General features: G+C 36.8%; 11 protein-coding genes. 4 read left to right on the top strand and 7 right to left on the bottom strand.

Features of this window, described 5'->3' with window-relative positions; translation table 11 throughout:
* Nucleotides 1-3: 3 nt before the first annotated feature.
* The 3 genes from MYP_RS19940 to nusB all read right to left on the bottom strand — a co-directional run bounded on the left by MYP_RS19940 (nucleotide 4) and on the right by nusB (nucleotide 2,850).
* Nucleotides 4-1,005 (bottom strand): isocitrate/isopropylmalate dehydrogenase family protein, encoded by a 1,002-nt coding sequence (locus tag MYP_RS19940; protein WP_045467478.1) that lies wholly within the window; start codon nucleotides 1,003-1,005, stop codon nucleotides 4-6.
* A 31-nt stretch (nucleotides 1,006-1,036) separates the two neighbouring features.
* Nucleotides 1,037-1,336, bottom strand: a complete 300-nt coding sequence (locus tag MYP_RS19935; protein ID WP_028979694.1) for a YtxH domain-containing protein — start codon at nucleotides 1,334-1,336, stop codon at nucleotides 1,037-1,039.
* Nucleotides 1,337-1,713: 377 nt separating this feature from the next.
* Nucleotides 1,714-2,850: a transcription antitermination factor NusB gene (gene nusB, locus MYP_RS19930; RefSeq protein WP_197060146.1), complete on the bottom strand. Its 1,137-nt coding sequence runs from the start codon at nucleotides 2,848-2,850 to the stop codon at nucleotides 1,714-1,716.
* Nucleotides 2,851-3,076: 226 nt separating this feature from the next.
* Between nusB and MYP_RS19925 the strand changes: the two genes are divergently transcribed.
* On the top strand, nucleotides 3,077-4,858 hold the full coding sequence (locus MYP_RS19925) for an ABC transporter ATP-binding protein (protein ID WP_045467474.1): 1,782 nt from the start codon (nucleotides 3,077-3,079) through the stop codon (nucleotides 4,856-4,858).
* Between the two features lie 101 nt (nucleotides 4,859-4,959).
* On the opposite strand, the gene MYP_RS19920 is transcribed toward MYP_RS19925, so the two are convergent.
* The 4 genes from MYP_RS19920 to truA all read right to left on the bottom strand — a co-directional run bounded on the left by MYP_RS19920 (nucleotide 4,960) and on the right by truA (nucleotide 9,452).
* The gene (locus MYP_RS19920) at nucleotides 4,960-5,949 is read right to left on the bottom strand and encodes a sugar-binding protein (RefSeq protein WP_052430378.1); all 990 of its coding nucleotides are present in this window, start codon (nucleotides 5,947-5,949) and stop codon (nucleotides 4,960-4,962) included.
* A gap of 324 nt (nucleotides 5,950-6,273) precedes the next feature.
* Complete coding sequence (locus MYP_RS19915; protein WP_045467472.1) at nucleotides 6,274-6,801, bottom strand: hypothetical protein; 528 nt, start codon at nucleotides 6,799-6,801, stop codon at nucleotides 6,274-6,276.
* Complete coding sequence (locus tag MYP_RS19910; protein ID WP_045467469.1) at nucleotides 6,801-8,570, bottom strand: ABC transporter ATP-binding protein; 1,770 nt, start codon at nucleotides 8,568-8,570, stop codon at nucleotides 6,801-6,803. Before MYP_RS19910 ends, MYP_RS19915 begins: the two co-directional genes overlap by 1 nt.
* Nucleotides 8,571-8,702: 132 nt before the next feature.
* Nucleotides 8,703-9,452, bottom strand: coding sequence for a tRNA pseudouridine(38-40) synthase TruA (truA, locus tag MYP_RS19905; protein ID WP_045467742.1), 750 nt, complete (start codon nucleotides 9,450-9,452; stop codon nucleotides 8,703-8,705).
* A gap of 81 nt (nucleotides 9,453-9,533) precedes the next feature.
* On the opposite strand from truA, the gene MYP_RS19900 reads away from it, so the two are divergent.
* From MYP_RS19900 to pgi, 3 genes are all read left to right on the top strand, one after another.
* Nucleotides 9,534-10,004, top strand: coding sequence for a DUF4293 domain-containing protein (locus tag MYP_RS19900; RefSeq protein ID WP_028979700.1), 471 nt, complete (start codon nucleotides 9,534-9,536; stop codon nucleotides 10,002-10,004).
* 162 nt (nucleotides 10,005-10,166) lie between these two features.
* A complete protein-coding gene (locus MYP_RS19895; protein ID WP_045467464.1) occupies nucleotides 10,167-12,029 on the top strand; it encodes an OmpA family protein in 1,863 nt (620 codons plus the stop codon).
* Nucleotides 12,030-12,190: 161 nt separating this feature from the next.
* Complete coding sequence (gene pgi, locus MYP_RS19890; protein WP_045467462.1) at nucleotides 12,191-13,840, top strand: glucose-6-phosphate isomerase; 1,650 nt, start codon at nucleotides 12,191-12,193, stop codon at nucleotides 13,838-13,840.
* The last annotated feature ends 128 nt before the right edge of the window (nucleotides 13,841-13,968 follow it).

Raw genomic sequence — 13,968 nt, 5'->3', positions numbered from 1 at the left:
GTATTAAAGGTTCTTTATAACATTTTTAGTAAACTCTTTGGTTGAAGCTTTTCCCCCAAGATCACCAGTACACTGATCTTTAGCTGAAAGCGTCAGGTCCAGAGCTTTATCAATTCTTTTGGCAATTGCTTGTTCACCCATATGTTCAAGCATCATTACCGAAGATTTAAGAATAGCAGTAGGATTTGCAATACCTTTTCCTGCAATATCCGGAGCCGAACCATGAACAGCTTCAAATATAGAAGCTTCTTTTCCTATGTTTGCTCCGGCAACAATTCCCAATCCTCCCACAAGACCAGCACAAAGATCTGAAAGAATATCACCGAAAAGATTGGTAGTAACAATAACATCGAATTTTTCTGGTCTAACTACCAGCTGCATACACATGTTATCGATAATAATTTCGTCTTTCTGAATTTCGGGATATTGTTTGGCAATTTCTTCGCCTGCCTGTAGAAAAAGCGCTCCGGCTTGTTTGAGAATATTTGCTTTATGAACCAGAGTAACCTTTTTCCGGCCGTTATTTTTAGCATATTCAAATGCTTCTTTAACTATCTGGTAACAGCCCACTTTAGTTACACGAGCTATTGAATCTGCAATCCCCAAGCGTTCGTCGTAATATTCCAATCCTGAATAAAGTCCTTCTGTATTTTCTCTTACAATAACCAGGTCTACATTTGAGAATTTAGTAACCAGACCTGGAATATTTTTGCAAGGTCTTAGATTGGCATAGAGATCAAACAGCTGACGAAGCTGCACATTGATACTTTTAAACCCTTTGCCTACAGGAGTTGAAATCGGACCTTTCAAACCGATTTTATTCTTTTTTAAAGAAGCAATCAACTCATCTGGTATAAGTTTTCCGCCAGTGTCGACAGAAATTTGGCCAGCGTTTATCTCTTCCCATTCGATTGGGGCGCCGGCTGCACTGAAAATATCCTTAACGGATTCAACAATTTCCGGGCCTATTCCATCGCCCGGAATTAGAGTAACCAGCTTCTTCATAATTCAAAAATTTAGGGACTTTATTTAAAAATTACTTTCGACCTTTTATCTGATCAATCAAGCTTTCTACATCTCCCAGAAGCTCCTCTGCTCTCACTTTTGTATCATTGATTACCTTTTGCCCTTCTGCTCTGGCAGCAGTATGAGGCAAATCTTTTTCTTCCATTAACTGAGCAATAAGTTCCTGAAGTTTGGTTTTATATTTATCAAGCTGAAAGCTTAATTTATCTCTGGTATTTTTTCCTTTATCAGGAGCGTAAAGGATACCAATGATTGCGCCTGCTGTAGCACCGGCCAGAAAAGCCAGGAAGGTTTTAGAACTTTTGCTCATGTCAATATAAATTTATATTTGAAACTTTTTAATCTTCTTTTAAAAGTTAAAAGCTTAAAGTTAAAAGCTTAAAGATCTCACCTTTAATACTCAAACTTTAGCTAAGCATAAATCCATTCATGCGGCTCCTCCCTAAGTTTGGAATTCTGACTCACTTAAGTTGAAAAGTTTCTCGTTTTAATAATTGGAAGCTTTTAACTTTAAGCCCTATGGTTTCCGCTTTTAATGAATTTTCTTCCCTTAAAATAAAGCCTGCCAGAGGACAGGGAGACCCAGCATGGCGTCTCTACGATTAATTTCTGTTTTTTTTCCACTTTAAGCTTTATGCAATCAGCTTTAAGCTTTTTACTTTAAACTTAAAACTTATGACTTAAAACTTATTTATTGTCTATCAAGCCTCTTCCGCTTTTCTTAATAACCCCTGATTTTACAAGCTCTTCAGAGACTTTATCAAGGACCCCATTTACAAATTGTTTGCTTTTAGGAGTACTGTATTCTTTTGAAATTTCAATATACTCATTAATGGTTACTTTCACAGGAATACTTGGAAAATGTATCATTTCCCCTATAGCCAGTTTAAGGATAATTTTGTCTGTGGCCGCTAACCTTTCAATATCCCAGTTTTTAATCTTATCCTCAACAAGTTTTTCCAACTCCTCTTCATCAGCTACTGTTTTATCATAAAGTTCTCTGTAAAATTCCTGATCTTCCTCCCAATTTCCCGAAATTTCAAGAAGATCAAAATCCTCACGTTTGTCCTCTTCTATTTCTTTCAGGGTTTTAACGACCAGACTTTTTATGATAGACTTATCTTCTGTCCAATAAATATCACCTTCTTCGAAGAACCCATCAACAATATTACTTTTAAATATCAGTGTTTTTAAAAGATAAAGAATAAATGCCTTATCCGTTTCAAAATCAGAAGGTTTCATAAGATATTCCCGATATTCCTTGTCAGGACGGACTATATCTCTGTAAATACTTGCTATTTCCCCTTCTCTCCAGCTGATGTTCTTTTTGATTCTTGCAGCCTCAATATGTTTATTCAACGATAAAGCTTCAACTAACTTGTTTTGTTTCAGTTTGATTTCATTAAGAGCATCTTCCGGAGTAATGATAAATTTATTTTTATTCTTGTTAAAGTTAAATTCTGCCTCTTCTGCGATTTTATATGGCAACATCAGGAATTTGATGTATCTCTCATAGATTGAATTTACGTTTTCACCCAGTAATACCCTGAAATATTTGCGGTCTTTGGCAACCTGCTTCTTGAATTCATTTCTTGCATTCAGTACAGCAACTTTTACTTCAGGATCAGATTCTGTATCAATAACACTCTGGTGTAAAAAACTTCTTTCGTATACTTTTTTGGCATGCTCCTTTTGCTTGTGCAGCTTTTCATAATCCGGCCTTTCCGGGGCATTGAGATCCGGAGCAAATTTTTCATCCATGTAATCTTTTCCCAGCTCAAAATTTGACACTTCAGATTGACTTAGTGCATAGAGCGTTTGCATCACTTTTACTCGTAATAGCCTCCTGTTTAACATCGCAGAATTGTAAAGAACGTTTTTTGTATTTTAATTAAAATTTCAGAATCTTCGGGACTTCAACTTTTTAAACTTTATTTAGTTTATCTTTGGGTCGAATACCTTCTTAAATCCCGGGAGCAATATTAGTTTATTTTTCACTCCTTTTCAATTTTAAGAAGGGATGGATTTTAAAATTAAGTATTAATTCGTTGTGAAGGAGTTAAATTACCTCAATAAATATTTCTACAAGTACAGAACCAAATTCCTGCTTGGGCTCGGCTTTATAATTTTATCAAAAGTTTTCGCTACAGTACCTGCCGTAATTGTTCGATGGGCAATCAACTATGTTACTGAAAGTTACAACAGAACCAGTACCGAAGGAATTGAAAAAATTTTTTTTCAGACTGATAACTTTACCTATAACATAGCTATGGCTGGCCTTGCCATTATTGGGCTAGCAATACTCAGCGGGCTCTTCCTTTATTTTCAGAGGCAGACTATAATAGGCACCTCAAGGCTTATCGAATTCGATCTCAAAAACGAAATTTATGAGCATTATCAGACTTTGCCACTTAGTTTTTACAGAAAAAACAATACCGGAGACTTATTAGCGAGAGTTTCAGAAGATGTAAGCAATGTCAGAATGTATTTAGGACCTGCTGTTATGTACATCCTGGATTTGATTGTACTTTTTGCCGTCACAGTGCCTATCATGTTTTTTGCAAATGCCAAACTTACCTTATATGTGTTACTTCCGCTGCCAGTTCTTGCCCTATCTATATTTCTTATAGAAAACCTTATTGTTAAAAAATCTCTCGCTATACAAAAAGAGCTTTCCGCTCTATCTACCTATTCTCAGGAATCTTTTTCAGGAATCAGAGTAACTAAATCATTTGTCAGAGAAGACAAAATTTCCCAGGGGTTTGCAGAGGCAAGTGAAGTATATAAAGCCAAATCTCTGGAACTTGCAAGGGTAAATGCATTTTTCTTCCCGGTTATTCTGGCCCTCATTGGATTAAGTACAATCATGGTTTTATATGTAGGAGGTAATGAATTGATTGAAGGAAGGCTGCACTACGGCAATATTCCGGAATTCTTTTTATACATTAACCGTCTGACCTGGCCCGTTGCTTCTCTTGGCTGGACAACCAGTCTGGTACAGAAAGCTGAAGCTTCACAGGGAAGAATTAATGAATTCCTGAAAACAAAGACAGATATTATTTCTCAAAAAAATTTCAGCAAAAACCTTCAAGGAGAAGTTGAATTCGAGAATGTATCTCTTGTTTATCCTGATACTGGAATAACTGCGCTCAATGGTGTTTCTTTTAAAGTAAAAGCGGGAGAATCTCTTGCAATTATAGGGGGAACAGGCTCTGGTAAATCATCCATCGCCAATCTTATGGTAAGGCTTTATGATAGTACACATGGAAGCATCAAGATAGATAATGTTCCCATCAGGGATTATGATATTCAATCCTTAAGAGCACAATGCGGATACGTTCCTCAGGATGTATTTCTTTTCAGTGATTCCATCAGAAATAATATTGCATTTGGTTCACTATTCATAGGAGAAAATCAGGTCATACAGGCTGCGAAAGATGCAGATCTCTACCAAAACATTATAGAGTTTCCGGAAAAGTTTGATACTATTCTTGGTGAAAGAGGAATTACCCTTTCAGGGGGACAAAAGCAAAGATTGTCCATCGCCAGAGCTATTTCAAGGTCTCCTAAGATTTTAATTCTTGACGATTGTCTTTCAGCTGTTGATACAAAAACAGAAAACACAATTCTGAATAACCTTAAGAAAATAATGAAAGACAGAACAACAATCATTATTTCGCACAGAGCATCTTCAGTAAAGCTTGCGGATCAGATTATTGTCTTGGAAAATGGTGAGGTGGCAGAAAAAGGCAATCATGAAAGCCTGATGAAGCTTAATGGAATTTATAAAACGTTGTATACCAAACAGCTTGAAGAAGAAAGTAAGGTTTAATAAATTAAACTAAAAAATAAAAAAGCTAAGCATCCTCAATGCTTAGCTTTTTTTATTTCAGCCCAGTGTGATATATTTTTTTCAAAACTGATATTATAACTTTACTTCTTCACAAATCTTAAAACTTCACCTTTATTTGTCTTTACAATATATTCTCCTTTAGAAAAAGTAGATATATCTACTACTGAAACCGCTTTGGCAGAAGAAACAAAATTCCCAAGAGCATTATAGATCTCTATATCAGATGTTTGATTTAAATAAATAACGCCTTCTTCAGCTGGATTAGGGTAAATCATAAAAGCATCCTGAGTGCCCGGAACATCAATGGTTGTTGTAACAGAACCGGCAACCAATTCCAGTGTGGCGAAAACATCTGCTGTGATATATCCATTGTTTGCTATAGATTTCTCCAGGTAGCGGGAGCCAATAAAATTTTCTCTGGTCTGGGCTCTGTCATTATCACAATAAGCCAGGTTAAAGCCCATTATTTTTCCCTCTGTCAATTTCAACGGAGTATTATTTTGTCCATAAACAAAGTTATCGCCGAAAACCTTTACAGAGACCTCCCAGGTATACGTTGTTCCAGCTTGTGTTTTAGCAGAAGTGATGTGATCATTAAATAAATGAGGCTGCCTATCTGCACCCATGTCTGCAACATCAATATTATTGATCGCCATATGGTATGCAAAAGCATTATAATTATACTCATGATTTCCTCCTGACTTATTTTCATCCAGGAATAGTTCAAGACAATCATCATCCCAATAATTTTTAAGTGCAGGAGTATTTACATCCCGTAAAATATCATCTGTTATCTCTGCAAGCAGATATAATCTGTCTTCTGTCCAAATTATCTTGTACCTGCCGCTGAAATCATCCGGTGTTACTGGATTACCAATATAAACATTGCTAATAGGAACCCATGCGGCATCATTCCATGCAACGTCATTGGCATTTCCATCGATAACAGGGGCTATAGCGGCTTTAGGAGCCTTGTAGTGTTCTGTAGTGGACTCTGCCTGAGCATAGAGCAAGTGCCCGAATAACACGGATAAAACTAATAATGAAAAATGTCTTGTATAAATTTTCATAAAGTGTTGTGATTAATAAATGAATGTATGATAAGTGATTTGATAGCTATTTTATTGAAGACATGCATTTCCCTCTCTTAACTTATTGTAATAAAAAGAAATATAATAATTTATAAAACAAAGCTATTAAATAAAGCCAAAAAAATATTAAAAAATAAATATTTCAAAAAGATTACAATCACTAGAAAAGAAACAGTTCTTTATTGATTCTTAGTTCTTAATAAGAAAAGAATGTATGTGTTTGGATAGGAAAACTTTGGCGTGGTGTATTATGAAATCCCAGCACAGTAGATAAGGAGACGCCAGCACGGCGTCTCTGCGCGGTCACTTTATCACAGGAACCTGTATTACAAACTGTCTTTCTTTAGGATAAATTTCCAATGCAGGTGAAGCAATCACCGTTAAATTTTGTTCTTTCCCAAAAGCTTTAATTTTATCATAAATGTTAGCTGGAGCTACCAGAAAATGCGCATTCACTGTCGCTTCCACTACCTTTCTTTCATTAATTCTCAATACAGAGTAACCTTTGATTGGAGCGATAGAATCCTCAAACAGCAGACCTACAAAAGCTTTTATAGTGTCTGTTCCTTTTTGAGTTTCATTATAAAAATAACCTGCGACTAATCCGTTTTGAAACCTCCCCGATTTCAACTTCTCTGCGTCATTAAAAAGCTGGCCAAAAGCCTGATCAGCTAGAATGCCGTGGTATGATTTTCCTAACATAAAGAAAGTGGGAGCTTTCTTTACTTTATAAATAGGCTCGTTAAATCCACCAAGCGTTTTGTATCCATAGCTTCCCAGCACAGCTGCTAAAAATATTACACCGATCCAGATTAACAGTTTCTTATTCATTATGCCTCCAAAAGATTTTTATACTGAAGTTTGTTAAGTTGAGCGTACAGCCCTCCCTTGGCAATTAACTCTTCATGTTTTCCGGTTTCTTTAATTTCACCTTTATCCATGACTATAATTTTATCAGAATTCCTTATTGTAGAAAGCCTGTGTGCTATTATGATAGATGTTCTTCCTAACATTAGCTTCTCTATTGCTTTCTGAATCAACTCTTCCGTTTCTGAATCAATAGATGAAGTAGCTTCGTCCAGCACTATAATTTTAGGATCATAGACCATGGCGCGGATAAAGGATATTAATTGTCTCTGACCAACGGATAAAGTCGCACCTCTTTCCTGAACATTATAATCCAATCCGCCTGGAAGTCTCTCAATGAAGTTTCTTGCTCCTACCAGTTCAGCCGCTTCCCAAATCTTTGCATCACTTATCGAATCATTCCTTAAAGTAATATTATTTCTGATACTGTCGCTGAAAAGAAATACATCCTGCAGTACCATTGAAATCTGAGATCTTAAATAATCCAGGTCATACGTTTTTAAATCAATTCCATCAACCAGGATTGTTCCCTTATTGATATCATAGAATCTGTTTAAAATACTAATGATTGATGATTTTCCTGCTCCGGTGGCACCAACAAAAGCAACCTTTTCACCTGCATTTACATTAAATGAAATATCTTTTAAAACATAATCTTCTTCAGAATAGGCAAACCAGACATTCTCAAATTTTACTTCACCTTTAAAAGATTGAGCTTTATGATTTCCGCTTGGAATAATGTCTTCATCATTATCCAGTAATTTAAATATCCTGTCCGAACTGACAATACCCATTTGTAAAGTATTAAAGCGGTCTGCAATCATTCTGATCGGTCGAAAGAACATGGAGATATACAAAATAAATGCGACAAGATCTCCGAGACTTACCATTTCCTTCATCACAGCATTGGCTCCATACCAGATTAAAAGTCCAGTTCCTATTGCTGCCATGATTTCAGCTACAGGCATATAGATTGAATAATAAAGGACCGACTTCAGATTAGAAACTTTATGCTCCTCATTGATCTTTTTAAATTTCTCGAATTCTCTTTCCTCACTGTTGAAGATCTGAACGATGTTCATCCCGGTGATATGCTCCTGAACAAAAGCGTTTAGACGGGCAACAGCAGTACGCACCTCATTAAATGAGCTTTTTATTTTTTCCTTAAAAATATAAGTAGAAAGTAACAACAAAGGTAGCATGGAAAGGCTGTACAAAGTAAGCTTCCAGTTAATATAAAACATTACACCAAGAATCGTTGCCAACTGCAGTAAATCTGCCACGATAGATGCCAAACCTTCACTAAAGACATTTGATAGGGTTTCCACATCTGACACATTCCTTGTAACAAGTGTACCGATAGGTGTTCGATCAAAAAATTTCAGACGGAACCTGACAAGGTGTGAAAACAATTTTATTCTGATGTCTTTAATTACACTTTGGCCAAGCCAGCTTGCAATATAAGTATGTAAATATTCTACGACTGAGTGCAGGGCCAGAAGTCCCAATAGCAGCAGTACCATATTTCTGAGCCCTATAGCATCACTGCCTTGAACATAGGTATCAAGGGTATATTTGATGATCAATGGCTTGGCTGGTCCCAGTATTGCTGAGAGAACGGTAAGAAAAACCAGAAACAGAAAAGATCCTTTATAAGGCTTCAGGTATTGAAAAAGTCTGTTCAGGATCTTCAGATCAAATAAATTCCCACTGATCGTTTTCTTATCTTTCACAATGCTTCAATTATTTAGAGCAAAAGTAATCTAAAAACTAAGAGGAGCGAAAGAAAGTTAAATCCCAATTTTCCTCATTTGCTTAAAGAACCTAATTACTAATGCTTTGATTTAAAACTTTCTTCTTTAAAATTATTTTTCCGAAAAGATTTCTTGGGGATATTTTACTTCGCAAAGGAATAGCCCTTCCGGAGGTACTGCACGTCCTGCCGCTTTCCGATCCTTTTTATCCAGGATTTCTTTAAATTCATCGATAGACATTTTCCCTAACCCAACATCAATTAGAGTACCCACCAATGCCCTAACCATCCCTCTTAAAAACCTGTTAGCTTCCACATGAAATATCAATAGCTCTCCTCTTTCTTCCCATTCAGCTCTATAAATCGTGCAAAGGAAATTCTCTACCGATGTTTTCACCTTACTAAAACTCTGGAAGTCAGAATAATTATACAATAAAGCGGAAGCATTGTTTAAAAGAGTCATGTCCATAGGACGAGGGTAAAAGTAGGATAGCCCAAACAAAAATGGATTTTTTACCCTTGCAATTCTATACTCATATCTTCTTGAAAGGGCATCAAATCGGGCATTTGCCTCAGGGTTCACTTCAATATATTTTCTTACTGAAATATCTTCAGGAAGCATCCTGTTAATTTTGTACAAGTAATCCTGCGTAAAGTCTTTTTCCAGGTCTATTTGTACAAATTGCTGTTCTGCATGAACACCGGTATCTGTCCGACCGCTTCCAAGGGTATTTATATGACCTCCAAATAGCACCTTTAGGACTCTGTTTAGCTCCTCCTGTACTGAAACAGCATTTTTCTGTATCTGCCAGCCACTGTAATTTGTCCCTTTATAGGCAACCTCTAGAAAATAACGTTTCACTTTACCTCCACTCAAAGAAAGTTGTAATTTAAAACAAAATGATATTATTTTTGCTTTTCGCAATTTAAAAACGATCCTAAGATGATTCAAAGAATCCAATCAGTCCTACTCTTTTTTGTGGCAGTAGTGATGGTACTGACATTGTTTTTTCCTATTTGGGAAAAAACAGAACCACAAACAGGTCTAAAAATCATTGTAAATTCTTTTAAGGCATATGAGACGACCAACCCCGGTGATGCTGTTTATGCTTCCTCCTATATAGCAGCTATAGCCATAGTGGCGGCAGTGACTGCTTTAATATCTATTTTCAAATACAAAAACAGACTGTTTCAGATGAAGCTTGGCCTGGTTAACTCTCTGCTAATGTCTGCTCTTATTGGTGCTAATGTTTATGCTATCCATGAGGTTAAAAAGATAGGCTTCACTCTTTATGAAGAAAGTTTCGATATTGCTTTCTTTTTACCTATAGCCGGTATTATCCTGAATATGCTGGCAAACAGATTTATCAGAAAAGATGAAGAACTTGTAAGATCAGTGGACAGACTTAGATAGTCCAATATTTATAGATAAATCTCGTTTATTTATCAGCAGAATGTCAGGGAGCACCTAAGTTTTCTGACATTCTTTCTTTTTAAGCCACAGTAGGACAGGCTTATATTTCAAAATTGTCGTAATCTCTTCTACTGGGACAATCCCTCTAAATCCTGGAGCCTTATGCAATGCACAAAAATTATATTGATCCTTTTCACCCTTTTTCTTTCGTTAAAAAGTTTTAGCCAGGATGAAAAGCAAATCAAAAAAGCAGACAAGCTTTTTGAGGAAAAAAATTTCTTTCAGGCACTTGGAATATATGAACAGGCTCTGGAACAAAAGAAAACGGATCCTTATGTTAATTTCAGGATAGCACAGTGCTACCTGCTGACTTCCCCCAAAACAAAGGCTTTGAAATATGCTGCTGATGCCGTAGCATATGCAGAGACTCCAACCAGTGAAATGTACTTCATCCTTGGCCAATCCTATCATCTTAACCATAACTTCGACAAGGCTATTGAAAACTATAAGAAATCAGACCCCGGCAACAAAAATAAAAGAGCTATATCAAAACTTATTGCTGAGTGTGAGTTCGGAAAAGGTTATATAAGGAACCCAGTTGATTTTAAAATTTCAAATGCAGGACCTATTGTGAATACACAGTTTCAGGAATATCTGCCCTATATCACTCCTGACTTGTCCGAGCTTTATTTTACTTCCCGCAGAACAGGCTCTACTGGAGGGAAAAAGGAATATGACGGACTTTATTTCGAGGATATTTATGTAAGTCAGAATAAAGGAGGCTCCTGGGATACTCCACAAAATATGGGTACTCCGGTTAACTCAGATTTACATGATGCCTGTATAGGAATAGCTCCGTCAGGAGAAACAATGTTTATTTACAAAAGCAGTAACGGAGGAGATATTTATATCTCAGAGAAAAAGGGAAATCAGTGGACCAAACCCGAACCACTTTCCATTAATACTCCCTTTTTCGAAACATCCGCTTGTCTTTCTCCTGATGAAAGAACCTTGTATTTTGTAAGAGCTGAAAACTTTAAGGCAAACAGAGATATTTACTATTGTTCCAGAACATTAGGGGGTAAATGGTCTGTACCTAAGAAGCTGGAAGGCATAAATACGCCCTATGATGAAGATGCTCCATTTATTCACCCAGATGGAAAGACCCTTTATTTCAGCTCCAAAGGACATTCTACAATGGGTGGATTTGACATATTCAAATCTGAGAAAACTCCTTCCGGCGGATGGTCTGCACCGGTAAATCTTGGATACCCTCTTAACACAGCAGGAGATGATGTTTATTTTGTGCTTTCTGCTAATGGTAAAATCGGATATTATTCATCTGACAAAGAAGGCGGACAGGGAAGGCAGGATTTATACTCAGTAAGAATGCCGGTAAGCGAAGAGCCAGAGCTTGCATTGCTTAAAGGAACTGTAAAAGATGAAACAGGTAAGCCTCTGGATGCTGATATCACCATTACTGATAACTCAAGCAGAGAAGTAGTTGCAAAATTTTCCTCTAACAGTGCAAACGGAAAATATATGGTAGCCCTTCCATCAGGAAAAAATTATGGAATTACGATTGAGAAAAAAGGGAAATTATTTTACTCTGAAAATGTCTTTCTTTCAGAGAAAGATGGATATAAAGAATTAAAAAATGATGTTCAGCTCCAAAGTGCTAAGGCAGGGGCAACAGTAGTTCTGAAAAATATCTTTTTTGATACGGGTAAATCTGACATTAGACCCGAATCAACCATTGAGTTACAGAAACTTATTAAACTATTACTTGAAAATCCTTCTATAAAAATTGAGATCTCCGGTCATACTGACAATACAGGAAATTCAGATGCAAACCTCGCTTTGTCCAAGTCAAGGGCTCAAAAAGTCTCGGAATACCTCTCCTCTTCTGGCATACCCAATAACAGACTGATATACAAAGGATACGGCAGCACAAAGCCAATTGCGGATAATACTACAGAAGAAGGCAGACAAAAAAACAGACGTACAGAGTTTAAGATTTTGTAGTTTTAACCATAATGCATCTGGGAAAATCCCGATATTTTTATATCATTTTCTTATATTTGGCGGATTTTTCGAATAAAAATCGAAATAGTGAAAATCTTTTTATCGCCATTTTAATAGCAGGAAATTGATATTCACCGGGAAAAACAGAATTAAACACACTTATGAAAAAATTAACAGAGCTTGCTTCCTGGCAGAAACTAAAAACGCATTTTGACCAAACCAGTTCTCTGCAGATGCGCGACTTGTTTGAGAAAGATCCATCTCGTTTTGACAAGTTTTCATTAAAGTTTAATGACATACTTGTTGACTATTCTAAAAACAGAATCACGGAAGAAACTCTGAAACTTCTTTTTGATCTCGCTAAAGAAAGAGATGTAAAAGGATGGACTGAAGCGATGTTCAAAGGTGAAAAGATCAATAACACCGAAGGCAGAGCTGTATTGCACGTGGCACTAAGAAACAGATCAAACACTCCTGTAATTGTTGATGGCATAGATGTGATGCCTGAAGTAAACAAGGTGCTTGACAAAATGAAAAAATTCTGTGAGCAGGTTAGAAGCGGCGCCTGGAAAGGATATACAGGTAAAACTATAACTGACGTTGTAAACATAGGTATCGGAGGTTCTGACCTTGGTCCTTATATGGTTACAGAAGCATTAAAACCATATGCAAAAGCAGGTCTTAATGTTCACTTTGTTTCAAACGTAGACGGCACACATATAGCAGAAACTCTTAAAGTTGTAAATCCGGAGACTACACTATTTATTATAGCATCAAAGACTTTCACAACTCAGGAAACTATTACGAATGCTGAATCAGCAAAAAGCTGGTTCCTTGCAACCGCAAAAGACCAGAAGGCTGTGGCTAAACACTTTGCAGCTCTTTCTACAAATGCAAAAGAAGTATCTGCATTTGGTATAGATACAGAAAACATGTTTGAATTCTGGGATTGGGTTGGAGGAAGATATTCTCTATGGTCTGCAATAGGCTTGTCCATTGCAGTATATATTGGTTTTGAGAATTTTGAAAAACTTCTTGCAGGTGCTCATGCGATGGATAACCATTTCAGAAATGAACCTCTTGAGAAGAATATACCAGCCATACTTGCATTACTAGGTGTATGGTACAATAATTTCTATGGAGCGGAATCTCATGCAATCCTCCCATACGATCAGTATATGCACCGCTTCGCAGCATATTTCCAGCAAGGAGATATGGAAAGCAATGGTAAAAGAGTTACAAGAGATGGAGACGTTATTGAAGGTGCATATCAGACAGGCCCTATTATCTGGGGAGAGCCAGGCACGAACGGTCAACATGCTTTCTATCAACTGATACATCAAGGAACAAAACTTATCCCTTCTGACTTCCTGGCTCCTGTGCAAACTCAGAATCCAGTAAGTGATCATCATGAAAAACTTCTTGCAAATTTCTTCGCTCAGACTGAGGCTTTAATGAAAGGGAAGACAGAAGCTGAAGCAAAAGCTGAACTTGAGAAAGAGGGATTAAAAGGTGAAGCTTTGGAGAAACTACTTCCACATAAAGTATTTCCTGGCAACAGACCAACCAACTCCATTTTCTTCAAGAAACTGACACCCGAAACTCTTGGCGCACTTGTGGCAATGTATGAACACAAGATATTTGTACAAGGAATGATCTGGGGTGTTAATCCATACGATCAATGGGGAGTCGAGCTTGGTAAACAACTTGCTAAAAAGATCCTTGCAGAGCTTCCTGGTGATACTAAAGTAACCTCTCACGACTCGTCAACCAATGGATTGATCAACTACTACAAAACCAATAAGGTTTAGTAAGTTAGTTTAAAAAAATATGCAGAGGCAACCAGAAACAGGTTGCCTCTTTTTTTAACTTTTCAATGCAGTCTGTATTCCTTAACAGACGAGCAGTTTTAACTTTTACAAAAATCAAATTCCTTCTA

The organism is Sporocytophaga myxococcoides, from assembly GCF_000775915.1.
Taxonomy (GTDB): Bacteria; Bacteroidota; Bacteroidia; order Cytophagales; family Cytophagaceae; genus Sporocytophaga; species Sporocytophaga myxococcoides_A.
The sequence above is the reverse complement of the archived record's forward strand: the minus strand, read 5'-3'. Positions and strand labels throughout refer to the sequence as shown.